Origin of the sequence: Nocardia arthritidis, assembly GCF_011801145.1 — a bacterium.
GTDB lineage: Bacteria > Actinomycetota > Actinomycetes > Mycobacteriales > Mycobacteriaceae > Nocardia > Nocardia arthritidis_A.
Map to the genome: position 1 here is coordinate 7,043,116 of NZ_CP046172.1, position 25,946 is coordinate 7,069,061.

Sequence of the window (25,946 nt, forward strand, 5' to 3'; positions counted from 1 at the left end):
TCGGCGACCTGCGCCGCCGGAAATTCGAGTACGTCACGCAGGATGAGCACGGCGACCTGACGCGGCGGCAGCACCTGCATATCGGCTCGTTCAGCGGTTCAGCGCGCCCGGGTCGCGGTTTCGGCTCGGGAGCGCAACCCCTCGGCGAATGCGTGCGCGGCCGCCAGGTCCTCGGCGTTCGGCCGGTCCTTGTTGACGCCGCCGACGAGTTTGAACGGCGGCATGGTGTCGAGTGCGCGGCAGGAGAACGTGTCGGCCACCTCGAAGCCCTTCCGCTCGACCAGGCGCACGAATGGACGGAACACCGGCGGGAACCCGCTGGTGCTGAAGACGAACGCCCGGCCGCGCTCGGCCTCGGGAAGCGAACGGACGAACTGGCGCAGCCGCGGATGGAATGCCTGGAAGAAGATGCCGGAACCGAATCCGATGAGGTCGTAGTCGGCGAGTTCGGCGATATCGACCTGCTCGGGTTCGACGACGCGGGCCTGCAGCACCTGCCCCATAACGTCGGCGATCTTCCGTGTGTTGCCGTGCGACACGGAGACGCACACGATCAATGCCTTCATGACGATGCTCCATTCATCGGTTCCGGTGTTGCGTCGGCCTGATCCGTCCGAGAGCTTCCTCCACCCCCGACCGGATCGGCCGCATACCTCCAAGACACCACCCGAGCACGGACCGTGACACCAGTGGAATGTGGTTGCGATCACACCAGTACCGGTTCCCGGTGTTGTCCCGATCCGATAGCCTCGCGACTATCGCCAACCCTGGGGAGTAGCGAATGGTCACCGTCATCGGCGGCGGAATCGCGGGCACCACTCTCGCGGGCGCGCTCGCCCGCAACGGTCACCCGGTCACCGTGTACGAACGCCAAAGCCGAACGGGTACAGGCGCTTTCGTCACCCTCGACCAGGTCGCACAGGACACGCTACTCGAACTCGGCATCGCCTCCGCACGACTCGACGAAGCGGCGCACCCGATCTCAGGCGTGCACTATCACTATTTACCCGAATCCCGGCAGATCGCGCCCAATCGCGGCCACCGCCTGTTCACCCGGCCCGACCTGATGCGGCTGCTCACCGAATTCGCCGATACCGCAGGGATTTCCATTCATCATGGATATACCGTCACCGAAATAGACAGTGCCACAGGCACTATTTACAGCGATGGCCGAGCTCTCGGCACCGACGAACTGGTAATCGCCGCGGACGGAATCGATTCCCTCGTCCGCGCCCACATCGAACCCGATCGCGTACCCGTATTCGCGGGCCAGACCGTCATGTACGGGATCAGCGACCATCCGGTCCCCCTGCCCACCGAGCCCGGCGTGCTGCACTTCGACGGCGTCCTCGCCGATACGCCCATGCCGCGCAGCACATTCGGCCACCTGTGGAACGACACCGGCGTCTTCTGGTTCGCCCGCCTGACCCAGGATCCGATTCCGCAGCAGGACATCGGCTTCCACCCGACGGCCGAATTGTCGAGCACCGTACTGGCCACCGCACCATCCGCCGCCGACCTCATCGAAATCATCCTGGCGAACACCTCGACCGTCCACATCTCCAACACCCGCAACGTCCCCTTCGCCGACGCCCGACCCCCGCAACTCCCCGTAATCCTCTGCGGCGACGCCGATCACGCGATAACTCCCGCCGCGGCGAGAGGCGCCCGCGAGGCCATCGAAGACGCCGCCGCCCTGACCCACGCCATCCTCACCGACCGCGACCCCGCCGAAGCCATGTCCACCCGCCGCGCCCAAATCACCACCGACCGCGACCAACTCACCCGCACCTTCCGCACCCGCCGCTGACCCAACGACCCTCACCCGCGCGCAAGACCACACACCCTGCCCCGTCAACGCGTCATCGAAAACCGCGATCCCACCGATCTCCCCGGCGAAGTGATTACCCGGCCCCCGCGTCAACCGCACCGACACAGTGGTATCCGGATTCGACTGTCTGCCAGACGATTACGGAGTGGATGAACCGGGGCGGTTGATGTGGACGGTTACGGGGTCGGGACCGCTGGCCTCGATTGTGGCTGTGCGCGCACCTGGCGGGGATGTGACGGTTCCGTGGTCGGCCCTTATTTCGTATCCGTTCGGGTAAGCCAGGTCGGAGATGTAGATTTCGGTTGGTTTGGTGGATGGGCGCGGGGCGTAGGTGTACGTGAAGGTTCCGTTGGACGGGTCGTAGGACATTTGATGCGGGGTGCCTGCGGTCGCCTGTGGGTACGTGCGAATCAGCTGGGCGCCGAGGTCGCCGGAGAACGGGTCTGGTTTATCGCCGCCGGGGCCGAAGATCGACTGATAGTGCCAGTACTGCCAGCCGATGAAGTGTTCGTCGGCGTGGGTGAGCGTGTTGTGCAGGACGGTTACGTCACCGTCGCCGAATTCGGTGACCAGCGTTGGGATTCCGGTGCGCTGGGTGAAGGAGTCGATATTCGACCAGGTTTTGTCTTGCTGGACCGAGCACAGCCCGCGCAACTCCTCGGGTAGCCCGAGATAGATGGCGAGCTGACTCGGGATGCAGTAGTCGTGCGGTGCGAAGACGATATTCGGCGCGGTGATGGGCGGATTCTTGCCGAGGTTGGTGGGCATCGTCTCGTTCCAGGTCACATTCGGCTCCCAGAACAGCGGGATCGTCGCGTTGGATGTGCGTGCCGCATCGGTGAGCCGCTGCATCGCCGCCTGATATTTGGCGTCGAAATCCGGGCAGCCGTCGGGAAAGCATGCCGTGAATGCCGAACCGGGCCACGGCTCGTTCATCAGCTCGATGCCGAGCACCCCTGGGTGGCCGTTCATCTTGGCGGCCAGAGCGCCCAGCGCGGTGCCGAGATAATCCAACACCCCGTGCGTGTTGTTCCACACCTCGTCCCAGCCGCTGTTCATGCTCGGCATCAGGTAATACAGCGGGAATCCGGGATTCGGCTCCCACGGATCCGGGCGCGCCTCGATCGCCCATTCCGGAAATCCGTTGCCGCCCCAGATCTTCGACAAACCGTCCTGATGATCGTCGAGCAGGGTGTAGATGCCGTGCGCGGCCAGCATATCGACCACCGCCGCGACCCGGTCCAGGAATTCGCCGTCGACAACGCCGCGCGTCGGCATCAACGCCTCGAAGCCGACGCCGAGCCGCACGGTGTTGAAACCGTGCCGCGCCAACAACTCCGCATCCTTTTCGCCGACGGTGAATCCGTCGCCGAGCCGCACGAACGGCGCCTCCTTGTGCACGTTGTTCACGCCGTGCAACAGCACCGTTCGCCCGAATTCATCGATCAGCGCATTCCCCTCGACATGCAGCGCACCGATCGAAGCCGGTGCGGCCTCGGCACCGGCGATGAAGCTCGAGCAGAGCGACAGCACCACCAATACCGGCACGATGAACATTCGCCGCGATATCTTCACGAGATTCCCTTTGGTCGTCCGAGACAAAGAGTGTCTCCCGAACCGGCCGCGGAATCGAAATGTTCTGGGCCGAAAGACAACTGGGGAACGGACCGCCGCGCAACCGCGAAGACCATGGCGTACTACACACGCGTGTAGTAAAGTAACCGTGCGTGTAGCCAGGTACACACACGGATAGGCGACAAGATGGCACCACCCACGGCCCCCGAGGACCTCACCGCGCGCGCCCGCATCCGGGACGCGGCATTCCATCACTTCGGCGAGTACGGCTTCGACGCGGCGACCATCCGGGGCATCGCCGAAACCGCAGGCGTCTCATCGGGTTTGATTCGGCACCACTTCGGCTCCAAGGAGGCGTTGCGCGACGCGTGCGACGCGTACCTGGCCAGGTCACTGGAGCAGATCAATGATCAGGTCGGCGCCGACCCGGCACTGGGCGAGGTCAACTACGTCGCGGTCGGCACGGCGGCCTTCGGGCCCTACCAGCGCTACCTGGCGCGGGCACTCGTCGAAGGACGGGCCGCGCCGTTCTACGACAAACTCGTCGAACTCGCCGAGCACTGGCTCATCGAACTCGACAAGAAGCGCACGGACGCACCCGAGGTGCCCGCCACCGCACGCGCGGCGGTGGGCGCGGCCATGGCGCTGTCGGTCACCGTGCTGCGCGACCACGTGCAGCGCACACTCGGCATCGACCTCACCAGCCGCGAGGGCAGCGATCTGCTCGCGCGGGTACTGCTCGATCTCTACTCGCACCCCTACCTCAGCGTCGAAGAAGCGGCCGCCATTCGCGACCGTTTACCAAAGATCTGAATTCACAACATAATTCGAGAAGGTCACCATGACTGACGCGATTTCGGTCAGCGGTTTGGTCAAGACATTCGGCCACACCCGCGCCCTCGACGGACTCGACCTGCGAGTCCGCACCGGCGAGGTGCACGGCTTCCTCGGCCCGAACGGCGCGGGCAAGAGCACCACCCTGCGGATCCTGCTCGGACTGCTCCGTGCGGACGGGGGCGAGGCGCGGCTGCTCGGCGGCGATCCGTGGCGTGACGCCACCGCCCTGCACCGCAGGCTCGCGTACGTCCCGGGCGATGTCGCGCTGCCGCCATCGCTGTCCGGCGGCGAGATGATAGATCTGCTGCTGCAACTGCGCGGCGGCGCGAATCTCGTTCGGCGACAACAACTCATCGAACGTTTCGACCTCGATCCGCGCACCAGGACCCGCGCCTATTCGAAGGGCAACCGACAGAAGGTCGCGTTGATCGCGGCGCTGGCCGCCGATGTCGAACTGCTGATCCTCGACGAACCGACCTCCGGCCTGGATCCCTTGATGGAGTCGGCATTCCGCGAAACCGTCAACGAGGAGCGGGCACACGGCCGCACCGTGCTGCTGTCCAGCCACATCCTGGCCGAGGTGGAGGCGCTGTGCGATCGGCTGACGCTCATCCGCGACGGCCGCACCGTCGACACCGGAACACTCGCCGAGCTGCGACACCTCTCGCGCACCGCTATCGAGGCCGAATTGACCGGCCCCGCAAGCGAACTCGCTGAGCTACCGGGAGTGCACGAACTGCGCGCAGTCGGCGATCGGGTCTGCTTCGAGGTCGACACCGAACTGCTCGATCCGGTATTGCGCACGCTCGCCGCGATCGGCGTCCGCAGCCTGGTGAGCAGGCCACCGACGTTGGAAGAGCTGTTCCTGCGGTACTACTCGTCGCATGCGGTGCGCTGATGAACGCCGGAACACCGATCCTGTTGCGGGTGGCGCTGCGCCGAGAAGGCCGGATCGCGCCCTGGTGGATCCTGCTCATCGCAGGCGGCGCTCTGGTGATGATCGGCTATATCAACCGGAATATGGGCACGGCGGAGCTGAAACTCACCTACACCACGATGATCAACCACAACGCATTCTTCCGCGCGCTCGGCGGCGGCACCGTCGAACCGGATCTGCCCATGCTCGCCGCCTGGCGCAGCGGTGGATTCCTTTATTTGGCAAGCGGTTTGGCCGCGGCGACCACCGTCATCCGGAACACCCGAGCCGCCGAGGATTCCGGCCAGGCCGAGCTGCTGCGCTCCGGCCCGATCGGACGCTTCGCGATATTGACCGCGGCACTGCTGGTTTCGGATGGTGTCGCGCTGCTCGCCGGTACGGCGACCACCCTCGTTCTGGTCGCCCGCGGCATGCCGGCCATCGGTTCGCTCGCATATGGCGCGGCGATCGCGGCGGCCGGGTTGGTCTTCGGCGCACTCGGAGCCGTCGCCGCCCAGCTGGCGCAAACCGCCCATACCGCAAGGGCTATCGCGCTTTCGGCGCTCGGACTCGCCTATGGCCTGCGCTACGCCGGTGACGCCACCGGCCGGCTGTGGCTGAAATACGTATCCCCCATCGGCTGGAGTCATCTGGTCGACCCGTATCGCGCCGACCGGTGGTGGGCGCTGACACTGTCGTTGGCCGCGGCCGTCGCGCTGGCCGCTCTCGCCTATCGTCTCGCCGGACGACGCGATCTCGGCGCGGGTCTCGTCCCCGAAAGCCGTGGCCCCGCACGGGCTCCCGCACTCCGCGGCCCCATCAGCCTGTCGTGGCGGCTGCATCGCGGCTCGCTCGCGCGGTGGGCGGTCGGCATGACGATCTTCGCGGCGGGCGCGGGCGCGGCGAGCACCCTCGCGAATCAGTTGGCGAACGCACCATCTCCCGCGATCACCCGGCTGCTGGACGCGTTCGGCGCCTCGTCGACTTCCGTGCTGCGAGCCGCGCCGACGCCTATCGTGCTCATCTTCGGCTACGTCGTCGCGCTCTACCCGGTGCTGATGGTGCAGCACATGCGGCGCGCCGAGACCGCGGGCACCGCGGAACTACTCCAGGGCACTCCGATGACCCGGCTCCGTTGGGCCGCAGGCCATCTCGCCGTCACTGCGGCGGGAACCGCGGGGCTGCTCACGGTCTCCGGGTTCGTGTTCGGCGCGATCTTCGCCGCCGTGGTGGGCGAGCCGCGCACGGAACTGCCGGATATCGCCGGTGAATCGCTGGCCGCCGTCCCCGCCGCGCTCCTGGTCGGCGCGATCTGCGCCTGCGCCTACGGTCTCGCGCCGCGGTCGTGCGTGCCCATCGGCTGGATCACCTGGATCGCCGTCGTCGTACTCGGCCGCATCGTCGGACCGCTGTACGGCCTCTGGCACGGAACGGTTTTCGAGCCATTCCACTACATCCCCGACATCGCCTCGGGCGCGGCGTGGCGGCCACTGCCGTTGCTGGTGCCGCTGGCCTGCACCGCGCTGCTGGTGACCGCGGGTCTGATCGGACTGAGCCGCCGCGACTTCGGCTGAACGCCGGTGTGATTCACGGACCGACTATGAATTCGATTGTCCTAAGGTGGAATTCGACTCGACGTGGCCGATATTCAGTCGGCGCGGGTGCCGGAGGCGACGAACATCGGGATGGCTAGAAACAGCCGGTCATTACGAGCCCTTGCGGCTTGTTCGTCGAGCCAGGGGCCTTCGCCGCCGATATTGGCAAGCGTCGGCAGGCCGGTGGTGTCGGTCCACACGATCGTGTGCACCTCGACGGTGACATCGGTGAATCCGTTGTCCAGCAGCAGGTTTCGGTATCTGCGGGCGATACGCGGGTTCGGCAGGCGGTCCGCGCGAGCGTGCACGAGTGCGCGGGTGAGTTCGGGATCGTCGGAGTCGATCACGAAGGTATCCCAGTCCTGGCCGACGAGCACCGCGCGGCCGTTTCTGGCCAGCACCCGGCGGGCCTCGATGACGGCCCGTTCGGGCTCGGCGATGGCGTGCAGCACCTTGTCGGCGCGATAGCCGGTGACCGAGCCGTCGTCGAGCGGCAGCGCGGTGGCATCGGCGAGGTGGAATTCGCTTGCGGGCCAACGTGCTACGGCGATCTCGAGCATTTCCGGATCCAGGTCGACGCCGATGGCGCGCGCCCCTCGGGCGGCCAGCTCGCCGACGGCGCGTCCGCTACCGCAGCCGACGTCGACAACGATTTCGCCAAGGGCTTCATAGGTGCGTTCTCGCAGCTTACGGGCCTGCGGTAGATCGTCGAGCGCATCGAGCAGAGTGAGCAACGTGGACATGGCCGAAATTCTGCGACTTAATGTCGACATGAAGTCAATCGGCGAGGTGGCGGCTCGGTTCGGGTTGCCGACACACGTGCTGCGCCATTGGGAGTCACAAGGACTGCTGTCACCCGCCCGCGCAGGTGACCGCCGCCGCTACACCGACGCGGACCTGCACCGGATAGCGGCGATCCTGATCTCGAAGGAGGCGGGCTTCGGGCTCGCGGATATCCGCACGATGCTGGCCGCCGAATCTTCGCGGGCCCGCGATGAACTCATCACCCGCCACCGCGAGAAGCTGCTGGCCCGAATCGCCCGCGCCCAAGCCGCACTCGACATGATCGAAGGCGGCCCGTGCCCGCACGAGGACATCATGACGTGCCCGCATTTCCAAGGCCTCCTGGCCGCCCGCCTACAGCCGTCCGCCGCAACGGGTTCGGGTCGCGCCGACGCGAATGTCGAAGGACTCCAGACCAACTGGATATAGCGGGGACCCCTCCCGAACCGACGCGGGACGATGACGAGTACGTACCCACGTTGATCGGGAGGTAAAAATGAATGGCGAAACAGTCCAGGCCAAGCAGACATACGAGGCCCCGGCCATTGTCGAACTCGGGGATTTCAACACCGAAACGGCGATGAACACCTGGGGTAACCTCGCCGAAGTTCAGTACCCGTACGTGATTTCCTATCCTCCGAACAGCTGAGGGACTTCGTCGATCAGCTACCTGTGAACACGATTGCGAACACTCCGGGTTCTCCATGCGGGGAATCCGGAGTGCGCTGTACTTCAACACCTTCGGAGGCGTTCGTGAGCAGTGGCGCATTGAAGAAGAGCATTTCCTACGTCGATACCGAGTACGGGCGGGTCATGCTGGACGAGGCGAAAAGTCTTTACTGGCACGCCAATCCGACGGCGGCATTGCTACTGGACGTCCTCGAAGGCGGCGGCGACGCCGAGGAGGCGGCGCGGCGGATCGTCAGTAGGTTCGATATCGACGAGCGGACCGCCATGGCCGATGTTCGCGGCGCGATCGACCAATTGCGCGAGCGGGGACTCCTGTCATGAGTTATGTCCTGCCAGAAGCCCCCGCGTACACGGGATTCGGCGGCAAGATCATCATGGCGCTCGCACTGACTTCGGCCAGGATCCTGAGTAAACAGTCACCGAATCGCCTTCGCGCCCTGCTCGGTAGGGTTGTCGCGACGGCACCGCCGGCAAGCTACGAACAGGCTGCGCTCGCCCGTAATCAGATTCTGACGTTCAGTCCGCGTTGCCGTGCCCATAACGCCTGCCTGCCCCGGTCGATCGCCGTCTTGCTGGTGTGCCGGGCGCGGGGTGTCCGGCCGACGCTGTGCATTGGTGTCGTCGCCGCCCCGCCTTTCAGAGCGCACGCCTGGATCGAGGCCGACGGCGAGATCGTCGGCGAGCCGGTGGACAGTCGCTACTATCGGAAACTGTTCACCGTCCCGAAAACCCTGAACTGATCCCGATTTCTGATGAACAGCGCGAGGTTCGTGAACTCGTTCATCAATGTATCCGGCAGTTCCATTCCCTTCGGGTTCACTGCCGCCGTGAACGCGGCCATATCGATCAGACCTGATTCGCTGAGGCCGGAGCTTTCGCACAAGGTCGATATATCGTGCCGGTGAGCGTTGAACCCCCGCATCACCTGTCCGGTTCCATCCGTTTTGGTGACTCTCCGGAGGAATTCGTCCGGTAGCAGACCACGCATGGCCTCTTTCATGAGCGGCTTCCATTCGACCGGGGTCACCCGCTCTTCCCGCCGCACCGACAGACAGGCTTCCACGACCCGATCGTCCAGCAGCGGCGCCTGATGGCTCACCCCGAACCGCGCACCCAACTGGGCGCTCCCCCGAACTACCCTTGCCGCGTCCCGTATCTCGGAAAGTTCATGGTGCTCAGCCCGATTCACTCCGAGGGGGTCCGCGTCACGCACGGCGCGCAGCATCGCCTCGCGCAACGCGTCCTTGGCGGCGGCCGACAGCCAAGAGGGGAATCGGGGCGTCAGGGACCAGCCGCAAAGTCCGGGTGCCCGCCCGTCGAGCGCATCCTCGATACTTCTGGACAACCATGCCGCGTAACCGCTTCGGTCGCACAGTGCGCGCAGCGTGGCCAGTGGTGAATGTCCCTCGGCGAGCTGCACGGCACGCGCGCGCTGCCAAGCGGACAGCGGTTTGCGGCGGAAGAGGGAATGCTCCCAGCTCGATGAGCCGCAGAACAATTGGTCTCCGCCGAGCCCGTTGAGATGAACTGCCACGCCACGCGCGCTGTCGTATCGGAGCTGATGTTCGATGCGCGGTGCGCACAACAGGCTCTGCGTCGGCTCATCGACACGATCGAGGATATCGAGCAATCCACCGTAGAAGTCCGGCATGTCGTTCGTCGACTCGACGACATGCTCACGCACACCCGGCATGACCGCCAACGCTTTACGTGCCCACAGGAGGTCCTGCCGACCGCCGGGATCGTCGTTGTAGCTGGTTTTCGCGATGACTCCGGACGGGCTCCGGGCAGCGAAGTAGCACAGCGGGGTCGAGTCCAGCCCACCGGAGAGATCGCAGGTGATGAGTCCGCCCACGGCTCGGGCCGCTGTCGCGTCCGCGAGGGCGGACCGCAATCGCGCCGCCCCCTCGGCGCGGGACAACACCGGATCCGGACGCCGCCACCAGGTCTTGGTCGCCCACCCGTGGCCGTCGGTCTCCACCACAAGGCAGTCGTCGGCGGCGACCGCGGTGATCCCGGACCACAACGGGACTTCCGAAAGCGGATACGGAAGGCCGCGCACCAGCCGCATCGCCACCGCGGTGTCGTTCGGCGGCAAACCCGCGAGTTCGGCGAGCATATCCATCCGATCGCTCAGCACGCGGACTCCGCACACGGCGGCGTGGTACACGCGGTGCACCCCGCTGGCCGAGCCCTGAGCGTAAACGCGACCCTCGAACGAGCCGACCACGTGGTAGGCGCCCGCGAAGCGGTTCGACACTTTCTCGAAATCCGGTATGCCGCGCGAACTTTCACATAACCGGCGGAGGTCTTCGGGTGTCGCCGTGGTAGCTCCCAGCAGGGCCAGGCGACGCCGTCCCTCGGCATGAACCGTCACTTGGTCCCGTGGCACCGTCCCGACAATCCACGGTCGACCGGAGGGATGCCTCACCAGGATCGGTATTCCACCGATCCTGGCCGTAACCCGTTGTGGCAGCGCACAATCCGGCATCACCAGGAAGAACGACGGAAGGGATTCTTTCAACACGGCGGTACCCCCACGATCGACGCGGTCCGTTACCCGGACAACAAACCACACACGGTCCGGGACCGGTCCCGGACCGTCATTCGTCGCGAAATTCGAGCAGCCGTAGATCCGGTGGTATCAGGGTGGTGCTGTCGATGAGTTCGCGAATCAGGTTGTGGTTCAAGGTATTGCCGACCGGTTCACCTACCTCTTCGCGAGTCAGGCCCGCGACGCCCTTCGCGGACAGGCGGGCCCGGACCTTCTCGACAACGTGCTCGACACGTTTGGCGGTCCATCCGGCGTCGGGTTGTAGATCGTCGAGGTGAATGGCCGCCTGGCTCCACGCCATCGGCTGCGGATAGGCCTCCTGCAGCAGGTACCGCTGGGCGAGAACGATGAGCACCAGGCGCTCGGTATCGGAGAACCGCCACGTTCGCGGTGGATCGGTGGGGTCGGCGGGGCCGACACCGGTCCGGGACGTATCGGCGCCGGTCACATACAGTTCGAGGAGATGTTCGCGGCGGCCGGACCCGCGAATGAACATCGGGGTGTAGCCGGTGTCCAGGGGCAGCGGGTCCTCGCCGCCGAACAGCATGCGGGAGCCGGGTAGCCGAAGCGGTTGGCGTCCGAGATTGCGGACCCACCAACGATTCTCGTGATGGGTCAGCAGCCCCTGGCAGCGGCTGATCTTGCGGTCGTCGCCGCCGACGCATACGTCGACCTCGGGTCGATTGCGCCCGAACCGAATTCGTCGTCCCGGCGCGGGCCCGGTGGCGACTCCGCCGGTGAGCGCAAGCACGTAGATCGTGTGGGGAGCCGAGTCCGGCACGCCGAATGCCAAACCGCTGTCGTTCCCGGCCAGTTGCCGAAACTCGCTCATATCGGCCTCCTCACGGGTTCGAAACCCGATGATATTCCGGGTGATTCGGGACCGGTCCCCAATTGGCGCTCCGTCCACAGACCGCGCACGGCCGGAGCGAATGCGCCTAATGGGCGGGCAGTTTCGCCGCGACAGCGGTCGCGATCGCGGTGGCGACCTGGCAGCGCCGCTCGGGCGGCTGCGGACCGGTGATCACCACGAGCGCGAGCTCGTATGCCTCGGCCGAATTACCGGTGGTGTAGGTGCGGTGCACGACGGTGACCTGACAGGTGCTGTCGCCGTAGCCGTCGGGCGCGACATACGCCTCATGTCCGGCGAGCGGTTCGGGTTGTCCATTACTGGTATTCACCTGGTCGTTTCGATCGAATCGCACCAGCAGTGAGCCAGGGGTGGTGCTGCTGGTCCACCGGCATTCCCAGTTGCCGAATCCGATCTGCGGGCGCCTGGCCTCCACGCCCGGATACAGCGACAACGACTCCGAGTCGAGCAGCGCGCAGGCATCGGTATGGAACAGCGATTCGGCGGGCGGCAGGGCGGTCCGTCGCGGCAGTGCACCGCGCGAGGCCACATCCACGACGGTCGCGGTCGCCGCATCCGCGATCGCACACAGATCCATCGGCCCGGCACGCGCCCTGACGGCGCCAACGGCGATTTCGTATCGATCGGGCAGCAGTACGGTCCGCTCGCACTTGTTGTCTTGCGCGGGCAACCGCAGCACACCGATCTCGCCGACCGTCTCGACCCGCCCCGACGGGGGTTGCGGCGATGGATTCTGCAACTCGATCCGGGTATCGACCTTGCCGCCGCCCGGCAAGGTGAGAATCAGGTCGCAGCGGTTGAAATTGCCTCCGTCCGCGTCCTTTTCGACGTGACCGCCGAACCGGTCGAATATCGTGGGGTCGGCCAGCATGCAGGGGTCGGCGGTGCGCGGGTCGCCCATCACCGTCGTCGGTTTCCTGATGGTTGCGTGCTGCGATCCTGCGAGCACGATCCAGACCGCGACGGCCACAGCGCAGAAAACCCCGGCGACGGCGAGCATGATGGTTTTCGAATGCCGGATATTCCGCGGCTGGGTTAGCAACGAAGGATGCGCGGCGGCCTCGGCGAGCCGGGTTCGTGCTTGGTCGGCCGTCGGCCGCCGGTCCGGATTGGTCCGCAACATGGCCGACAGGACCGGTGTCAGTGCGCCGGCACGGCTGGGCGCGGAGATATCGCGCTGCGCGGTCCGCCGCATCAGCACCATCGGGTTATCGGAATCACCGAACGGCGAATTCCCCTCTATCGCCGCGAACAGCGTTGCGCCCAAAGAGAATACGTCCGACGCCGGTCCCGGATCGGCCCCGTAGGCGACCTCCGGGGCCATATATCCGGGTGTTCCGGTGAACGCGCCGGTGCGGGTGAGCGTCGCGTCGGCGTACACGGCGCGAGAAACCCCGAAATCGCCGAGTTTGGCATGATCGTCATCGGTGACCAGAACGTTGCTCGGCTTGATGTCGCGGTGCAGGATGCCCGCCGCGTGCACCGCCGCCAAGGCGTGCGCGAGTTGCACACCGATGGTGGCCACCCGGCGCAGCGGTAGCGGGCCGAGTTCCCGAAGGCTGTGCCCGGGAACATATTCCATGACCAGCCACCACTGGCCATCGGCGCGGACGAGATCGAATACGGTGACGATATTCGGATGATTCAGCTGCGCGAGCAGTTTGGCCTCGCGCTCGAGGCGGCCTATCAGCTCGCCACCGTCGGAGCTGTCGGACACCAAGGCGTGCTTGAGAGCGACAACACGGTCCAGTTGCTCGTCGACCGCACACCAGACGACGCCGTGCGCACCGGAGCCGAGCTGCTCACTGAGCCGATAGCGATCGGTGATCAGCTGACCGACGCGCACCCGCCCTCCGTCCGACGCGAACTCGACAGTGCCCACCCTATGCCCGAACTCAGCGGTCAGAAAGGAAATCCGCCAAAGGAATTCGAGGCGGATCCCGGCGTCCGGCGAAAACCCGATGCCCATCCCCCTCTGGTGGGCATCGGTTACGCCACACACTCCAATTCCGACCCGATCACGGGCAAGAGGCGAGTATCACTGCCGCACAACGCCTCCGGAACGGCTAGTCCGTCTTCAACCGCCAGATCACTTCCCGGGTGAGCGGATTGATGTCGCAATACCATGTTCTCCCTTGAACATCGGCCAGTTGTCCGATGTGCGTGCACTCCGGGAAATCATCGTCGTCGGCGGGGCCCAGAAAATACGCCGCCCGCATCGTCACCGCTTGCGTCGATGCCGCGGCCGTCGACAGCCCCATGGCCGCCCCACCGCAGACAAGACCGAACACCGATAAACCTGTCAACACCGCCTTGGATCGAATATTCATCAGAACCCTCCTATCGTGAACCTGTTGGCCAGGCACGTTTCCCGTACCCGCGCAGTCAGGTTCCCCGATTCGCCAGGGAGCGGTCCCGAACCGTTCCTCGATCACGGATGCAGCCGCCGCAAATAGTCCTGATAAGTGGTGACGAAACCGTCCCGGTCGAATTCGATCTCGGCGCGGTAGTCACCCGAAACGTAGCCGACTACGCCGTTGCCGCGCGGAGCGTAGCGCTGCGCGTTGAGACAGGATGTCAGATCTGGGACGGAGACGTAACGCATGGTGTAGTCCCGCGCCACGACGTCCGACAGCAGTCCGTCGCGTATCACGGGCAGCGAGTTGAAGAACGCCGAATGCTGTAGATCGAAGAAGTCGGCCCCATCGAGCCGATGCCGCACCGGCCCGTCACCGATGTCGACGGTCAGTTCCGAACCGGCGAGCTCCCACCGCAGTTCATACACCAACCCGATCTGTGTTCCGCGGGCACGATCCAGGCTTTCCACCTGAACGATCTCCATCCGCGGCTCGTCGATCCCCTGCCACACGAATGTTCGCACGCCCGAGACTAACGCCCAGCCCAATCGATCGCCGCCGCAATCGGATTGCGAACGTTCATCCGTGTTGAACGGCGAGTGTTACCGCGGCCGGTGGCCGGGTCAACTCTCTGGGGGAGGCTTGATGCCCTTGTACCCATCGGAATCCAGGACTCCGCGCAGATCCGCGGCGATCTTGTCGACCCGGCCCTTTTCTCGGGCGATCACCTGGGTCGGGATGGCCCACGGGTCGCCGAGGATCGCCAACTGCACGTGCTCTACACCGACGAAGTCGCAGCCGCGGTTCGCGGCCTCGGTCTCGGCGGCCAGCAGAATCGCTCGCAGGCGTGGGGTATACCGGACGTTCGGCTTGAACAGATCTTCGGTCATTACGTCCACTCCCCTTCGGATAGATTGTGACGTAATCGATCATCCATGGCCGCGCGAGCGAGCGGCACCCGCCAACCCATCGGAAGATGAATTACTGTGGCGGCGTGGAGTTCACGGAGTACGGACCAGGCGATGTCGTCTACTTCCCGGACGGGCCGTTCAACGGTATCTGCGCGGTGGTACGGGAGGTCGACATCCGTAATGCCAAGCTGCGCATCGACTTCGCCGAGGGCACCGTCCACCGCGAGGGAAACGTCCTGCGGGAGCGGCGACACCGGCTGACGGTCGGATTCGACGAGGTCGAGTTGGTATAGCCGGCCCATCGACCGCCGCGATCCGATTCTCCGCCGCACGCCGTCGAAACACGTTTGCCGATAAGGCATTCGAGTCACTGGTTGAACCGACGGATCGGAATTCGGTCGCCGATGCCGGTGAGCCCGGGGACAATCGAGCGATGTCCGATGGTGTGGAGCAAGGCGGCGCCGCAAGCTCGGCGGCATTGCGGCGAGTGCTGACCCAGGTCGGCGGCCGGGCCACATTGGATTCGCTGGTGAATCTGGCCGGGGCCGATCTGACAACGCTGCTGCTGGAGGTCATGCGGCGACGTGCACGCAAGCAGACCGCGCCGGAATTGCTGCGCCGCTACCGTGCGGATCGGTTCGTCTCCCCAGCCGATACTCCGTTTCCGTTGCTACGGGATACCGAACATCGCGTCTTGTCGGCGCTGCCAAGCGAATTCGAGCTTTTGACGTTGTCGCCTGTCGCACCGCTGGGCACCAATTCCGTACCGGCGACCGTCGATCAGAACAAAGTGATCTCGGCTATCCGAGGCACCGAGGTCGCTGCCGACCCGACCAATGCGCTCGCGCTCGAAGCGGCGGTCAGACGAGCGCATCTGCTGTCGAAGGACGCCCGGTCGGCCGATGTGGTCCGGCTGGCGGCGATCCAACGGGTCGTGCGGGCCCAACCGGTTGCTGGGCAGGCGAGTTTCGCGCACTTCACCCTGGCGGGCGTCGTCTCCGCAGGCCGCGATATCGGCAATTCGGCATTCGAACGACACCACGCACTCGAGCATTTGCGTTTCATGGTGGATGCGGTCGGTGGCATCGAGAATGCTCATGTCGAAATCGGGCTTACCTGTCTGGAGGAGCAGTTCGCCGCCGTGGCCGAAACAATCGCCGCGGAATTGTCTCCTCGCCCGGGGATCGTGGTGATCGATGACCCACATCGCACCACCGGGCGAGGCTACTACCACGGGTTCTGCTTCAGAGTGGCGGTCGTGGCCGCGAACCGCAGGCACGAAGTCGGCGACGGAGGGTTCGTCGACTGGACCCGCAAGCTACTCGGAAACCGAAAGGAACGGCTGCTCATCAGCGGCCTCGGCATCGACCGACTAGCGTACTCCGGCCAATTTCGGCCACCTGAACCACCGACGTGAACAACGATGTCCCGCAGTGCGGAATGCGCGACATCCCCCGGAACTAATGCTCCCGCAACGGGATCTGGGCGTGCACAGGGCGGTCTGCGACCTCGGTGAGGGCTTGGGCCCAGCCGTCCAGGCGGTCCGCGGCGTGACGGAGTTCGGCGACGATTCCGTCGAATTGATGTGCCAGGACGGCGCTTTCGGGGACGGCGAGGATCCGGCTCGCGGCGGCGACCACCTGCTCGTATTCGGTGACGCCAGCGTCCAGGCGGGTGACCGTGAGCCGGACGTTGCCGGTGAGGGCGGCGGCCGCGTCGGCGTTGGTGCGGCCGACCATGCCGAGCGCCTGTTCCATCGCGGCGATATCGGCGGCCAGCGCGTGCAGGGCGTTGGCGCCGGAGGCGGCGGTCTCCACCATCTCGGTGAGTTCCTCGACGGGCAGGCGACGCGACCGCGCGATCTGGGTGCTCAACCCATGCAGCGCCCGCTCCGCGCGCAACAGCCGATCGATCGAACCGCGCGCCATCGAACGCAGCGGCGGCCGTTTGCGCGGTATGAACGCGGCCTGCGGCAGGGGCGAACTGCGTAACTGCAGATAGCGGCGGGCGCTCAGCGCGGTGCCGGTGACCAGCGCGACCGCGCCGCCGCCGACCACGACCACCGCCCAGGCCGGGGCCGAAACGATCATCAGCCCAACGGTTCCCACGGTGGTGATGCCGGAGGCGGTGCCGAGTTGGAAGCTGCGGCGGCGGGCCCGCCGCCGCCTGCGCAGTTCGCGCTCCCGCGGATCGGCCCACTTGCGCACCGCGACGAGGGCGTGTTCGCCCATTTCCAACAGACTTTCGGGCAGGGTGCCCGGCTGCTGGGCGAGCGCGGCCTGTGCGCGCACGAGCGCCGACCCCTTGCGACGGCCCCGCGACTGCCTGTCGGTCATGCCTTCATCTCCCACCGGTAGCGCGTGGCTCGGACGTCCCGGAACCCGGCGTGGCCGACGGCCGGCCCGCCGGGGTCCGCGAAGTAATGCCGTCCAGTGAACCAGCCACCACCGACAAAATCACGCCGAACGCGAATCGCTACTGCTGGGCGGCCTGACCCTTGTTCAGTTGCGGCGCGCCGGCCGGGTTCGCCTGCGCCGGGTTGATCGAAGGCTGCCCGCCGCCCGCGGGCAGCGCGTCGCCGCGCATGGAGGCGCGGATCTGCTCCAGCTTGTTGTGCCCGGCCATCTGAATGCTGGCCTGCTGCACCTCGAGCATGCGACCCTGCACCGTGTTCTGCGCGAGTTCCGCGGCGCCGAGCGCATTCGCGTACCGACGCTCAATCTTCTCCCGCACCGCGTCCAGGCTCGGCGTGGTACCGGGCGCCGACAGCGTGGAATCCATCTGCTGCAGCGACGCGGAAACCTGCTCCTGCATCTTGGCCTGCTCCAGCTGGCTGAGCAGCTTGGTGCGCTCGGCCACCTTCTGCTGCAACAGCATGGCGTTCTGCTCGACCGCCTTCTTCGCCTGCGCGGCCGCCTGTAGCGACTGGTCGTGCAGCACCTTCAGGTCCTCGACCGCCTGCTCGGCGGTGACCAGCTGCGCCGCGAAGGCCTCGGCGGCATTGGTGTACTGGATCGCCTTCTCGGTGTCGTTGGCCGCGGCGGCCTGATCGGCGAGCATGACCGCCTGGCGCGCATTGGCATTCAGCTTCTCGACCTCGTCGAGCTGCCGGTTCAGCTTCATCTCCAGCTGACGCTGGTTACCGATGACCGAAGCGGCCTGCTGCGACAGGGCCTGATGCTGGCGCTGGGCTTCTTCGATAGCCTGCTGAATCTGAACCTTCGGATCCGCGTGCTCCTCGATCTTCGAATCGAAGAGGGCCATCAGGTATTTCCAGGCCTTGACGAACGGATTAGCCATCGATTGATCCCGCCTCCATCTGCTGTGCCGCGTTCGCGGCCGGGGTGCGCGACCGTCACGCACCCGCATATGTGCCTATCCTCCACCATGTGGCACCCGGTCCGGGCGAACCCGGCCCAACAGACGCCTAGTGAGAATCTAGCCGTTTTCGGTGGCGGTCCGCAGCGTTGGCCCGGGCCGCCACCGCTCCGGCGACCTCAGTTGTTTCTGACCAGAACCAGCATGTCGTTCCTCGGCGCCGGGATGACGATCCTGGTGTCACCGGCGATGCGCGGCAGCGGGGCCGCGTCCGCCACCGACATGGTCGCCGTGGCCGGGGCCGCAGCGGCATCGGCCGACTCCACCGCGGCCGCCTCGGACTCGCTCGCCTCGGCGGATTCCGGCAGTGCGGCGGCCGCACGCTCGTCCTGGACCGGCAGTCCGTCGGCGCCCGCCATGATGGTGCTCACATCCCAGAGCACCCGCGACAGCGGCACGTCCAACGCCTCGCAGATCGCGGCGAGCAGTTCGCTGGATGCCTCCTTGCGACCCCGCTCCACCTCCGACAGATAACCGAGGCTGACCCGCGCCGAGGTCGAGACCTCGCGCAGCGTCCGGCTCTGGGCGAGACGAGCACGCCGCAGACTGTCCCCGATCGCCTCTCGCAGCAGCGTCATCTCGTTCTCCTTCGCTCCCACTCACCGGGCCCGCGCGGTGTCTGCCAACACCGTGCACGCCGTCCTTTCTGGCACAACGTCGGGCGCGGGCCGGATGGTTCCCGGACGAGCCGACGCACCTATCGCATATCCCGCACGCAACGCAGCAATTCCCGTACCGCGGAATTCGTCGCGCCGATTCTGATCGTCCACCGGTCCCCCGCCAGTTTCAACCGCATGACCTCGCTGTGGCCGGGACCGGCGAGACCGAGGTAGACCGTGCCCGGCGGATGACCGCCCTGTGGATCCGGCCCGGCGACACCGGTCAGCGCGACACCCCAGTCCGCGGCGCACCGAGTTCGCGCGCCGACCGCGAGCTGCTCGGCGGTGCTCGCCGCCACCGGACCCTCCGTCCGGAGCACTTCGTCGCCGACACCGGCCAGACTGTGTTTGAGATCCGTGGCGTACACCACAAGTCCGCCGCGCAGCACCGCGCTGGCGCCGGGCACGCCCGCGATGGTCGCCGAAACCAGCCCCGCGGTGAGCGATTCGGCGGTGGCCACCGTCTGCCGGGCCGCGGCCAGCGCGCGCACCAGTTCGGCGGCGGGCGCGGCGGCGGTGAGCGGATCGGTCATATCCGGCGCCGCCGTGGTCCGGCCAGCCAGACCCGCACCGCCTGGCCGATGTAGTCGAGGCCGGTGAGCACGGTGAGCACCACCGCAACGTACATCAAAACCGTTCCGGCCGTTGCGAATCCGCCCGTCAACGGCAACAGGAGCACCGCGATGGCCAGCGACTGCACCAGCGTTTTGAGCTTGCCGCCGCGCCCGGCCGGAATCACTCCGCGCCGCACGACGGCGAGGCGCAGCAGGGTGATGCCGATCTCCCTGCCGCAGATCACCAGGGTGATCCACCAGGCGACATCGCCGAGCATGGAGAGCCCGATCAGCGCGGCGCCGATCAGCGCCTTGTCCGCGATCGGATCGGCGAGTTTGCCGAAATCGGTGACCAGGCCGTACTTGCGCGCCAATTGCCCGTCGAAGCGGTCGGTGATGGCGGCCAGCCCGAACAGCGCGGCCGCGGCGATCCGCCAACCGGTCTGATGCCCGCCGCCCGCGAACAGCGCGAGCACGAACAGCGGCACGATCGCGATGCGCAGCATCGTCAGCACATTGGCGATATTCAGCAGCGGGACCGTCGGCTCCGGCTGTGCGGTCGGTACGAATGCCGAATGCGCGGAAGCGGTTTCGGTCCACGGCCGATCGATCTCCTCCGGCTGCACGCTCATCCCTCCCCCTCGCTGGCATGCAGTCCGGTAACGATCGGATTCATGTCCGCCCCTGAATCCAGTCGCGCTGCCCGGCGCGATGCGGTGAGCGGAACGACTGGATGTGCGGCACACGATCAGCGTAATAGGCGGACCTGTTCGCAGCCCGCGCCGGGCCGAGCTCCGGTGTGGGGCACTCGCCTGGCGGGAGTCGCCGGCGGACCCGCGCGCGACCGCAGGTCCGCCTGGTGAGCGCGGCCGCCGCGCCGACTAATGTGCTCGCATGACCAATAGGGGACCGTTAGGCGGTTCGACACGCGACACCCATCCGGCGCAACCCAGTTCGGCTCCGGTGGTACGACGCGCGCGAACCTCGGACGTCCCCGAGATCAAGCGACTCATCGACGTGTACGCCGGCCGGATCCTGCTGGAGAAGAACCTGGTCACGCTGTACGAGGCGGTGCAGGAGTTCTGGGTGGCCGAGGTGGACGGCCGGGTGGTGGGCTGCGGCGCGCTGCACGTGCTGTGGGCCGATCTCGGCGAGGTGCGCACGGTGGCCGTGCATCCGGATGTCAAGGGCAAGGGCGTCGGCAAGCTGATCGTGCGCCAACTCGTCGCGGTGGCCAGGGAATTGGAGCTGAAACGGGTCTTCGTGCTGACCTTCGAGGTGGATTTCTTCGGCGGGCACGGCTTCGTCGAGATCGAGGGCACCCCGGTGACCGCCGAGGTGTACGCGGAGATGTGCCGGTCCTACGACACCGGTGTCGCGGAATTCCTCGACCTGAGCTACGTGAAGCCGAACACCCTCGGCAATACTCGAATGCTGCTGAACCTCTGACCGAAAGCGATCCGCCATGCCGATTTTCGCCGTGCACTACGTCTACTCCGACGCGACGATTCCGGGCCGGGACGCCCATCGCCCCGAGCATCGGGCCTGGCTCGCCGGTCTGGTCGAGCCGGGCAGCCTGCTGACCAGCGGCCCGTACCCGGATGGTTCGGGCGCCCTGCTGATCTTCCGGGCCGAGGACGAGGCGGCGCTGCGCGCGCTGCTCGCCGAGGATCCGTTCGCCAAGGCGAACGTGATCGATGACGTTCAGGTGGTCGAGTGGGTTCCGACAATCGGCTGGACCGGCGCCTGACAAGTCGTCAGCAAACATTTAGCGACACACCGGACCCGGTTGCCGCCGCCCGCGCGCGTCAGCGAGCAGACTCGGCGCTGTGCGCAGATCCGCAGCGATTCTCGCGTCGGCGGCGGCCGTGGGCCTGCTGTTGACCGGATGCTCCGGTCGTTCGGCGGATCGCCCCGCCGCGACGGGCTACCCCGCGGCGACCGCGCCGACCGGCCCTGGTCCGGTCGATCCCGCGCACTACAAGAACTCCGGCGGCTACTTCTTCCACAGCGGTGAGATCTTCTGCGCCATCCTCGATGAGGCCGTCGACCAGTCCCGGCATTCGGCGGGCTGTCAGGGCGCGACGCCGGCGCCGCCCGAGATGACCGCCTGCTGGGCCAGCGATCCGGTCGCGGCGGCGCTGGCCGTCGGCGAATCGGCCAGCTATCTTTGCGTTAACCGAGGGTTGTTCGTCGGCCCGCCGGCCGAGGACGGCGCGGATCGAGGCGGTGGGCCGGTTCTGCCCGCCGGATCCAGCCTGAGCGTGCACGGATTCACCTGCCGCGCCGAACACATCGGCGTCAGCTGCCACAACGACGCCAACGGCCGCGGCTTCGATATGGCGCCCGGCTTCAACCGGGTCTACTGAGCCCGTTCGCGGGTCTTCAACAAACTGGCCACCGTCGCGACGACGAGCACGCCGAGGATGACGCCGAGCGAGACCGCCGTACCGATCTCCGGAACCCGAACCGGCGCACCGCCGTTCACGAACGGCAGCGAATTCTCGTGCAGCGCATGCAGTACCAGCTTCACACCGATGAAGGCCAGGATCGCCGACAGCCCGTAGGACAGGTACACCAGCCGTTCCAGCAGCCCGCCGATCAGGAAGTACAGCTGCCGCAATCCCATGAGCGCGAACGCGTTCGCGGTGAACACCAGGTACGGCTGTTGGGTGAGGCCGTAGATCGCCGGGATCGAGTCGAGCGCGAACAGCAGGTCGGCGAAGCCGATCGCCAGGAGGGCGAGCAACAGTGGCGTCACCGCGCGGCGGCCGTCGACGCGGGTGATCAGCCGGTCGCCGTCATAACTCTCGCTGGTGGGCAGTATCCGCTTGGCCAACGCGACGACGCGGCTGTCCCGCTTCTCCTCCTGCTCGACCTCGTGTCCGCTCTCCCGGAGCAGTTTCACCGCCGTGTAGATCAGGAACAGCCCGAAAAGGTAGAACACCCAACTGAACGCACTGATCGCGGCCGCGCCGACGGCGATGAATATCCCGCGCATCACCAGGGCGACCACGATGCCGATCAGCAGCGCCTTCTGCTGGTAGATCCGCGGAACGGCGAAGGTGGACATGATGATCAGGAAGACGAACAGGTTGTCCACCGAGAGCGCCTTCTCGGTGACGAAGCCCGCGTAGTACTCCCCCGCGAAGGTGGCGCCCCATTTCCACGCGACGACGCCGCCGAAGCAGAGCGCGAGTCCGATGTACACCGCCGACCACATCGCCGATTCCCGGAATGTCGGCTCGTGCGGGGTGCGGACGTGGGCGAAGAAGTCGAAGACGAACAGTCCGAGGATCACCACGATGGTGATCGTCCATTCGAGTGCGGTCACCTGCATACCGGCAATCATGCCCGATTTGTCCGTTCCTGGCCGCTTGCGGGATGGTTGCCGACCATAATTTCACATGCGCGACGCCCGCACCCCGTGCCAGAGTGGCCGGCGTGACCGACGACTATCTCCCACTCAACAAGTCCAACTGGGATGGGCGCGCCCCCGCGCACGCGGCGTCGCGCGATTACGCCGTCGAGCGCTTCCTCGACGATCCGGAATTCCGCAGCGGAGTCGTCCGATTCGACGAACCGCTGCTCGGCGATATTCGCGGCCTGCGCGGCGTGCACCTGCAGTGCCACATCGGCACCGACACGATCTCACTGGCCCGCCTCGGCGCCACCATGACCGGACTGGACTTCTCGCCGTCCTCGCTGGAGCAGGCCCGGCTGCTCGCCGAAAAGACCGGGAGCGCAGTCGATTTCGTCGAGGCGAATGTCTACGATGCCGAATCCGTGCTCGGCTCGGCACAATTCGACCTCGTCTACACCGGTATCGGCGCGCTGTGCTGGCTGCCGAGCATCGAACGCTGGGCCCGAACCGTGGCGGGACTGCTGCGCCCGGGCGGCAGGCTGTTCATCCGAGAAGGGCATCCGGTCCTTTGGGCGATCGACGAAACCCGTACCGACGGGCTGGTTCTCGGCTATCCGTACTTCGAAACGCCGGAACCGATGGTGTTCACCGAGGGCGGCACCTACGTCGAGACCGACACCGAACTCGCCCCGAGCACCACACACCAGTGGAATCACGGGCTCGGCGAAATCGTCGGCGCGGTACTGTCCGCCGGAATGACCGTCACCGGACTCACCGAACACCGCAGCGTCCCACATGACGCAATACCCGGACAAATGGCGCGAACCGCCGATGGCGAATGGTATCTCACCGACCGGCCGGAACGTCTTCCGCTGAGCTATACATTGCAGGCCAGCAAACTTTGACGGCGCTGAACGCGGACATATCCAGACAACACCGATAAATCTGTTTCGCACAACGAGATCCGGATGTTACCGTCTATATCCAGGCAACCAACCGGTCCGACAACCCCCGAAAGGCGAGCATCATGACCAGCACGATCCAGCAGCGACCCCGGTCGCTAGATGGTGCCTGGTACCCGCACGTCCAGTCGGCTTCCGCGCTGCTAGTCGGGCAATCCGCCCGCATCCGGAGCGGCCCTTAGGTTCTCGATCACGAGCAGACCTGATGGGGTCACTCCGGCGGCGGAATGCCAAGGAGTGGCCCCTTTTTCATACCCTGCGGACGTAGTTCAACCGGTAGAGCGGCAATCTCCAAAGTTGCGAGTTGGGGGTTCGAGTCCCTCCGTCCGCGCGAAAAAACCGAATAGCGAACAAAAGGCAATACATTGCCGCCACCGATGTTTCGACACGAAAGTATCGAAACACCATCCCTCGTAGCCCAATTGGCAGAGGCGCCGTACTCAGGATGCGGTTGTTGCGAGTTCGAATCTCGCCGAGGGAACGAGCCGGTTGGCATACGCGCCGCTCAGGCGGCGTATTTTGTGGTAGTCAGCCGGAGGATGTTGCGTATGCCAATGTGGCGGCGAACTTTTCGGCCAGCATGAGCGTCGTGAGATTAGTGTTGGCCCGCGGAATGGCCGGCATGGTCGACGCGTCCACCACGTGTAGCCCGTCGATCCCGCGCACCGCGCCGCGAGTGTCGGTCACGGCGGACGGGTCGTCGTCCGGGCCCATCCGGCAGGTGCCGACCGGGTGCTGGTAGGAGGCGGTCTCCGCGCGCACCATGGTCTCGAGGTCGCCGTCCGTCGCACAGGGGGTCAGCATCCGCGCCAGCGGCTCGGTTGCCGCGATCTCGCGCGCGAGCCGCACACCGGTCACCATGCGGGCCAGGTCGTCGGGATGATCCAGTAGGCCGGGCGTGATGGCGGGCCCGCCCGCCCGCAGCCGCACCGCGCCGCGGGAACTCGGGGCGATCAACCCGATCACCATGTGACACAACGACTTTCCCTCCAGGGTCGCCGGTCCCGCGGGAAAGACCTGCAGTTCCGGATCCCGATCGTGCACCGCGCAGGTGAGCAGGTTCTGCAGGGGCGGCGTCGCATCGGCCAGGGTGGTCGTGAAGGGCAACCGCAGCAGCGGATGATCCTGCAGATTGCGCCCGACGCCGGGCAGGTCGACGGCCGTCTCGATTCCGGACTCGCCGAGCTCGGCGGCGGGACCGATGCCCGAGCGCAACAACAGCAGCGGCGATCCGTACGCACCAGCGGCCAGTACGACCCGGTCCGCGTACAGGGTCTCTTCGGGTTCGGCCAATAGCACGCCGGTGGCGCGGGTGCCGTCCAGCAGGATTCGCTCCACCCGGACACCGCCGCGGACGGTGAGATTGGGTCGCGTGCGCGCGGCCGCGAGATAGGTCAGCGCGGTGGATTGGCGGACGCCGTCGAGCTGGTTGAACGGAATCGGCCCGATGCCCTGCGCGTGCGGGGCGTTGTGGTCGTCGATCGCGGTGTATCCGGCGGCCACGCAGGCGTCGGCGAAGGCGCGCTGGACCGGCGTCCACTCGTCCCGGCCGGGGCGGGTGATCGTCACCGCGCCGCTGCCGCCGTGCCACTCGTCGGCGAAGTCCAGATCGCGTTCCACCGCACGGAAATACGGCAGCACGTCGGCGAAACCGAAACCGGGATTGCCGAATTCGGCCCACGAGTCGTAGTCGGAGGGGCGGCCGCGCAACGCCATCGCGTTGTTCGTCGCCGAACTACCGCCCACCACCCGCCCCGCGGCGAGCGGGATGCGCCTGTCGCACAAGTCGGGTTCGCTGAGATACCCCCAGTCGTAAGGAGTTTCGGTGAGATCGGTGATGTCGGTGAGCTCGATGGGCAGCTCGCTCGCTGTCGAGCCGAAATCCGGGCCCGCCTCCAACAGCAGCACCGAGCGGTCCAGCTTCTCGGAGAGTCGATCGGCCAGCACTCCGCCCGCCGAACCGGCACCGATGATGATCACGTCGTACCCCGTCACCGTTACTGTCTCCTTTCTCGAGGATGTGTTGGTACGTCAGTCAAGAGGGGTACCCGGACCTGACGTCAAGGAATCCCTCGCTCCACTCGTCCACTCCCCCAACGCGTTTGGCCC

Annotated in this window: 30 protein-coding genes and 2 tRNA genes; 16 read left to right on the top strand and 16 right to left on the bottom strand. The window is 66.2% G+C overall.

The window, feature by feature from the left end; all coding sequences use genetic code 11:
• Window positions 1–98 precede the first annotated feature (98 nt).
• Window positions 99–566 carry a flavodoxin family protein gene (locus F5544_RS31700; protein ID WP_167476581.1) on the bottom strand — a complete coding sequence of 156 codons (468 nt, stop codon included), beginning with the start codon at window positions 564–566 and terminating at the stop codon, window positions 99–101.
• Between the two features lie 215 nt (window positions 567–781).
• On the opposite strand from F5544_RS31700, the gene F5544_RS31705 reads away from it, so the two are divergent.
• Complete coding sequence (locus F5544_RS31705; RefSeq protein WP_167476582.1) at window positions 782–1,810, top strand: FAD-dependent oxidoreductase; 1,029 nt, start codon at window positions 782–784, stop codon at window positions 1,808–1,810.
• Between the two features lie 159 nt (window positions 1,811–1,969).
• Here the strand turns inward: F5544_RS31705 and F5544_RS31710 are convergent, their stop codons facing one another.
• On the bottom strand, window positions 1,970–3,406 hold the full coding sequence (locus F5544_RS31710; RefSeq protein WP_342760391.1) for a cellulase family glycosylhydrolase: 1,437 nt from the start codon (window positions 3,404–3,406) through the stop codon (window positions 1,970–1,972).
• 186 nt (window positions 3,407–3,592) lie between these two features.
• On the opposite strand from F5544_RS31710, the gene F5544_RS31715 reads away from it, so the two are divergent.
• Genes F5544_RS31715 through F5544_RS31725 form a run of 3 tightly spaced genes read left to right on the top strand, consistent with a single transcriptional unit; the run spans window position 3,593 to window position 6,733 of the window.
• Window positions 3,593–4,219: a TetR/AcrR family transcriptional regulator gene (locus tag F5544_RS31715; protein WP_167476583.1), complete on the top strand. Its 627-nt coding sequence runs from the start codon at window positions 3,593–3,595 to the stop codon at window positions 4,217–4,219.
• A 28-nt stretch (window positions 4,220–4,247) separates the two neighbouring features.
• Window positions 4,248–5,141 carry an ABC transporter ATP-binding protein gene (locus F5544_RS31720; protein ID WP_167476584.1) on the top strand — a complete coding sequence of 298 codons (894 nt, stop codon included), beginning with the start codon at window positions 4,248–4,250 and terminating at the stop codon, window positions 5,139–5,141.
• Window positions 5,141–6,733, top strand: coding sequence for an ABC transporter permease (locus F5544_RS31725; RefSeq protein WP_167476585.1), 1,593 nt, complete (start codon window positions 5,141–5,143; stop codon window positions 6,731–6,733). Before F5544_RS31720 ends, F5544_RS31725 begins: the two co-directional genes overlap by 1 nt.
• A gap of 74 nt (window positions 6,734–6,807) precedes the next feature.
• On the opposite strand, the gene F5544_RS31730 is transcribed toward F5544_RS31725, so the two are convergent.
• On the bottom strand, window positions 6,808–7,497 hold the full coding sequence (locus F5544_RS31730; RefSeq protein ID WP_167476586.1) for a methyltransferase domain-containing protein: 690 nt from the start codon (window positions 7,495–7,497) through the stop codon (window positions 6,808–6,810).
• Between the two features lie 28 nt (window positions 7,498–7,525).
• Between F5544_RS31730 and F5544_RS31735 the strand changes: the two genes are divergently transcribed.
• From F5544_RS31735 to F5544_RS31750, 4 genes are all read left to right on the top strand, one after another.
• Window positions 7,526–7,966, top strand: coding sequence for a MerR family transcriptional regulator (locus tag F5544_RS31735; RefSeq protein ID WP_167476587.1), 441 nt, complete (start codon window positions 7,526–7,528; stop codon window positions 7,964–7,966).
• A 67-nt stretch (window positions 7,967–8,033) separates the two neighbouring features.
• On the top strand, window positions 8,034–8,186 hold the full coding sequence (locus F5544_RS31740) for a lasso RiPP family leader peptide-containing protein (protein ID WP_167476588.1): 153 nt from the start codon (window positions 8,034–8,036) through the stop codon (window positions 8,184–8,186).
• 104 nt (window positions 8,187–8,290) lie between these two features.
• Window positions 8,291–8,548 (top strand): lasso peptide biosynthesis PqqD family chaperone, encoded by a 258-nt coding sequence (locus F5544_RS31745; protein ID WP_167476589.1) that lies wholly within the window; start codon window positions 8,291–8,293, stop codon window positions 8,546–8,548.
• Entirely contained in the window at window positions 8,545–8,967 is a 423-nt protein-coding gene (locus tag F5544_RS31750) for a lasso peptide biosynthesis B2 protein (RefSeq protein WP_203217392.1), read from the top strand. The genes F5544_RS31745 and F5544_RS31750 overlap by 4 nt, the downstream gene beginning before the upstream one ends.
• Here F5544_RS31750 and F5544_RS31755 read toward each other — a convergent pair.
• The 6 genes from F5544_RS31755 to F5544_RS31780 all read right to left on the bottom strand — a co-directional run bounded on the left by F5544_RS31755 (window position 8,928) and on the right by F5544_RS31780 (window position 14,899).
• Window positions 8,928–10,487: an asparagine synthase gene (locus F5544_RS31755; protein WP_167476590.1), complete on the bottom strand. Its 1,560-nt coding sequence runs from the start codon at window positions 10,485–10,487 to the stop codon at window positions 8,928–8,930. The genes F5544_RS31750 and F5544_RS31755 overlap by 40 nt on opposite strands.
• 343 nt (window positions 10,488–10,830) lie before the next feature.
• Entirely contained in the window at window positions 10,831–11,613 is a 783-nt protein-coding gene (locus F5544_RS31760; RefSeq protein WP_167476591.1) for an FHA domain-containing protein, read from the bottom strand.
• Between the two features lie 106 nt (window positions 11,614–11,719).
• Window positions 11,720–13,498: a serine/threonine-protein kinase gene (locus tag F5544_RS31765; RefSeq protein WP_167476592.1), complete on the bottom strand. Its 1,779-nt coding sequence runs from the start codon at window positions 13,496–13,498 to the stop codon at window positions 11,720–11,722.
• 220 nt (window positions 13,499–13,718) lie between these two features.
• Window positions 13,719–13,982, bottom strand: coding sequence for a hypothetical protein (locus tag F5544_RS31770; RefSeq protein WP_167476593.1), 264 nt, complete (start codon window positions 13,980–13,982; stop codon window positions 13,719–13,721).
• Window positions 13,983–14,083: 101 nt separating this feature from the next.
• Window positions 14,084–14,533, bottom strand: coding sequence for a putative glycolipid-binding domain-containing protein (locus F5544_RS31775; RefSeq protein ID WP_167476594.1), 450 nt, complete (start codon window positions 14,531–14,533; stop codon window positions 14,084–14,086).
• 99 nt (window positions 14,534–14,632) lie between these two features.
• Window positions 14,633–14,899 (bottom strand): Clp protease N-terminal domain-containing protein, encoded by a 267-nt coding sequence (locus F5544_RS31780; protein ID WP_167476595.1) that lies wholly within the window; start codon window positions 14,897–14,899, stop codon window positions 14,633–14,635.
• Between the two features lie 104 nt (window positions 14,900–15,003).
• Here F5544_RS31780 and F5544_RS31785 point away from each other — a divergent pair, with 104 nt between their 5' ends.
• Window positions 15,004–15,213, top strand: coding sequence for a hypothetical protein (locus tag F5544_RS31785; RefSeq protein ID WP_167476596.1), 210 nt, complete (start codon window positions 15,004–15,006; stop codon window positions 15,211–15,213).
• 140 nt (window positions 15,214–15,353) lie between these two features.
• Window positions 15,354–16,337, top strand: a complete 984-nt coding sequence (locus F5544_RS31790) for a hypothetical protein (protein ID WP_167476597.1) — start codon at window positions 15,354–15,356, stop codon at window positions 16,335–16,337.
• A gap of 43 nt (window positions 16,338–16,380) precedes the next feature.
• On the opposite strand, the gene pspM is transcribed toward F5544_RS31790, so the two are convergent.
• The 5 genes from pspM to pgsA all read right to left on the bottom strand — a co-directional run bounded on the left by pspM (window position 16,381) and on the right by pgsA (window position 20,143).
• Window positions 16,381–17,256 (bottom strand): phage shock envelope stress response protein PspM, encoded by an 876-nt coding sequence (gene pspM / locus F5544_RS31795; protein ID WP_167476598.1) that lies wholly within the window; start codon window positions 17,254–17,256, stop codon window positions 16,381–16,383.
• 139 nt (window positions 17,257–17,395) lie between these two features.
• On the bottom strand, window positions 17,396–18,220 hold the full coding sequence (locus F5544_RS31800) for a PspA/IM30 family protein (RefSeq protein ID WP_167476599.1): 825 nt from the start codon (window positions 18,218–18,220) through the stop codon (window positions 17,396–17,398).
• Window positions 18,221–18,417: 197 nt separating this feature from the next.
• Entirely contained in the window at window positions 18,418–18,876 is a 459-nt protein-coding gene (locus F5544_RS31805) for a helix-turn-helix domain-containing protein (protein WP_167476600.1), read from the bottom strand.
• A gap of 119 nt (window positions 18,877–18,995) precedes the next feature.
• Window positions 18,996–19,490, bottom strand: coding sequence for a CinA family protein (locus tag F5544_RS31810; RefSeq protein WP_167476601.1), 495 nt, complete (start codon window positions 19,488–19,490; stop codon window positions 18,996–18,998).
• Window positions 19,487–20,143, bottom strand: a complete 657-nt coding sequence (gene pgsA / locus F5544_RS31815) for a CDP-diacylglycerol--glycerol-3-phosphate 3-phosphatidyltransferase (RefSeq protein ID WP_167476602.1) — start codon at window positions 20,141–20,143, stop codon at window positions 19,487–19,489. The genes F5544_RS31810 and pgsA overlap by 4 nt, the downstream gene beginning before the upstream one ends.
• Window positions 20,144–20,405: 262 nt before the next feature.
• On the opposite strand from pgsA, the gene F5544_RS31820 reads away from it, so the two are divergent.
• The 3 genes from F5544_RS31820 (at window position 20,406) to F5544_RS31830 (ending at window position 21,880) form a co-directional block, all read left to right on the top strand.
• The gene (locus F5544_RS31820; RefSeq protein WP_167476603.1) at window positions 20,406–20,960 is read left to right on the top strand and encodes an amino-acid N-acetyltransferase; all 555 of its coding nucleotides are present in this window, start codon (window positions 20,406–20,408) and stop codon (window positions 20,958–20,960) included.
• Between the two features lie 16 nt (window positions 20,961–20,976).
• On the top strand, window positions 20,977–21,261 hold the full coding sequence (locus F5544_RS31825) for a YciI family protein (protein WP_167476604.1): 285 nt from the start codon (window positions 20,977–20,979) through the stop codon (window positions 21,259–21,261).
• 79 nt (window positions 21,262–21,340) lie between these two features.
• Window positions 21,341–21,880, top strand: coding sequence for a hypothetical protein (locus tag F5544_RS31830; protein WP_167476605.1), 540 nt, complete (start codon window positions 21,341–21,343; stop codon window positions 21,878–21,880).
• On the opposite strand, the gene F5544_RS31835 is transcribed toward F5544_RS31830, so the two are convergent.
• Window positions 21,874–22,851, bottom strand: coding sequence for a TerC family protein (locus F5544_RS31835; protein WP_167476606.1), 978 nt, complete (start codon window positions 22,849–22,851; stop codon window positions 21,874–21,876). The two genes, F5544_RS31830 and F5544_RS31835, sit on opposite strands and share 7 nt — an antisense overlap.
• A gap of 104 nt (window positions 22,852–22,955) precedes the next feature.
• Between F5544_RS31835 and F5544_RS31840 the strand changes: the two genes are divergently transcribed.
• The 3 genes from F5544_RS31840 to F5544_RS31850 all read left to right on the top strand — a co-directional run bounded on the left by F5544_RS31840 (window position 22,956) and on the right by F5544_RS31850 (window position 24,318).
• Entirely contained in the window at window positions 22,956–23,780 is an 825-nt protein-coding gene (locus F5544_RS31840; protein ID WP_203217393.1) for a class I SAM-dependent methyltransferase, read from the top strand.
• A gap of 315 nt (window positions 23,781–24,095) precedes the next feature.
• Window positions 24,096–24,168: transfer RNA gene (locus F5544_RS31845), tRNA-Trp, on the top strand.
• A 76-nt stretch (window positions 24,169–24,244) separates the two neighbouring features.
• A tRNA-Leu gene (locus F5544_RS31850) sits at window positions 24,245–24,318 on the top strand.
• Between the two features lie 47 nt (window positions 24,319–24,365).
• Here F5544_RS31850 and F5544_RS31855 read toward each other — a convergent pair.
• Window positions 24,366–25,832 carry a GMC family oxidoreductase gene (locus tag F5544_RS31855; RefSeq protein WP_167476608.1) on the bottom strand — a complete coding sequence of 489 codons (1,467 nt, stop codon included), beginning with the start codon at window positions 25,830–25,832 and terminating at the stop codon, window positions 24,366–24,368.
• Window positions 25,833–25,946 lie beyond the last annotated feature (114 nt).

Bases quoted from the DNA above. Each gene is read 5' to 3' on its own strand.
- F5544_RS31700 (WP_167476581.1), bottom strand. From the start codon at position 566: ATGAAGGCATTGATCGTGTGCGTCTCCGTGTCGCACGGCAACACACGG.
- F5544_RS31705 (WP_167476582.1), top strand. From the start codon at position 782: ATGGTCACCGTCATCGGCGGCGGAATCGCGGGCACCACTCTCGCGGGC.
- F5544_RS31715 (WP_167476583.1), top strand. From the start codon at position 3,593: ATGGCACCACCCACGGCCCCCGAGGACCTCACCGCGCGCGCCCGCATC.
- F5544_RS31720 (WP_167476584.1), top strand. From the start codon at position 4,248: ATGACTGACGCGATTTCGGTCAGCGGTTTGGTCAAGACATTCGGCCAC.
- F5544_RS31725 (WP_167476585.1), top strand. From the start codon at position 5,141: ATGAACGCCGGAACACCGATCCTGTTGCGGGTGGCGCTGCGCCGAGAA.
- F5544_RS31730 (WP_167476586.1), bottom strand. From the start codon at position 7,497: ATGTCCACGTTGCTCACTCTGCTCGATGCGCTCGACGATCTACCGCAG.
- F5544_RS31735 (WP_167476587.1), top strand. From the start codon at position 7,526: ATGAAGTCAATCGGCGAGGTGGCGGCTCGGTTCGGGTTGCCGACACAC.
- F5544_RS31740 (WP_167476588.1), top strand. From the start codon at position 8,034: ATGAATGGCGAAACAGTCCAGGCCAAGCAGACATACGAGGCCCCGGCC.
- F5544_RS31750 (WP_203217392.1), top strand. From the start codon at position 8,545: ATGAGTTATGTCCTGCCAGAAGCCCCCGCGTACACGGGATTCGGCGGC.
- F5544_RS31760 (WP_167476591.1), bottom strand. From the start codon at position 11,613: ATGAGCGAGTTTCGGCAACTGGCCGGGAACGACAGCGGTTTGGCATTC.
- F5544_RS31770 (WP_167476593.1), bottom strand. From the start codon at position 13,982: ATGAATATTCGATCCAAGGCGGTGTTGACAGGTTTATCGGTGTTCGGT.
- F5544_RS31780 (WP_167476595.1), bottom strand. From the start codon at position 14,899: ATGACCGAAGATCTGTTCAAGCCGAACGTCCGGTATACCCCACGCCTG.
- F5544_RS31790 (WP_167476597.1), top strand. From the start codon at position 15,354: ATGTCCGATGGTGTGGAGCAAGGCGGCGCCGCAAGCTCGGCGGCATTG.
- pspM (WP_167476598.1), bottom strand. From the start codon at position 17,256: ATGACCGACAGGCAGTCGCGGGGCCGTCGCAAGGGGTCGGCGCTCGTG.
- F5544_RS31800 (WP_167476599.1), bottom strand. From the start codon at position 18,220: ATGGCTAATCCGTTCGTCAAGGCCTGGAAATACCTGATGGCCCTCTTC.
- F5544_RS31805 (WP_167476600.1), bottom strand. From the start codon at position 18,876: ATGACGCTGCTGCGAGAGGCGATCGGGGACAGTCTGCGGCGTGCTCGT.
- F5544_RS31810 (WP_167476601.1), bottom strand. From the start codon at position 19,490: ATGACCGATCCGCTCACCGCCGCCGCGCCCGCCGCCGAACTGGTGCGC.
- pgsA (WP_167476602.1), bottom strand. From the start codon at position 20,143: ATGAGCGTGCAGCCGGAGGAGATCGATCGGCCGTGGACCGAAACCGCT.
- F5544_RS31820 (WP_167476603.1), top strand. From the start codon at position 20,406: ATGACCAATAGGGGACCGTTAGGCGGTTCGACACGCGACACCCATCCG.
- F5544_RS31825 (WP_167476604.1), top strand. From the start codon at position 20,977: ATGCCGATTTTCGCCGTGCACTACGTCTACTCCGACGCGACGATTCCG.
- F5544_RS31835 (WP_167476606.1), bottom strand. From the start codon at position 22,851: ATGCAGGTGACCGCACTCGAATGGACGATCACCATCGTGGTGATCCTC.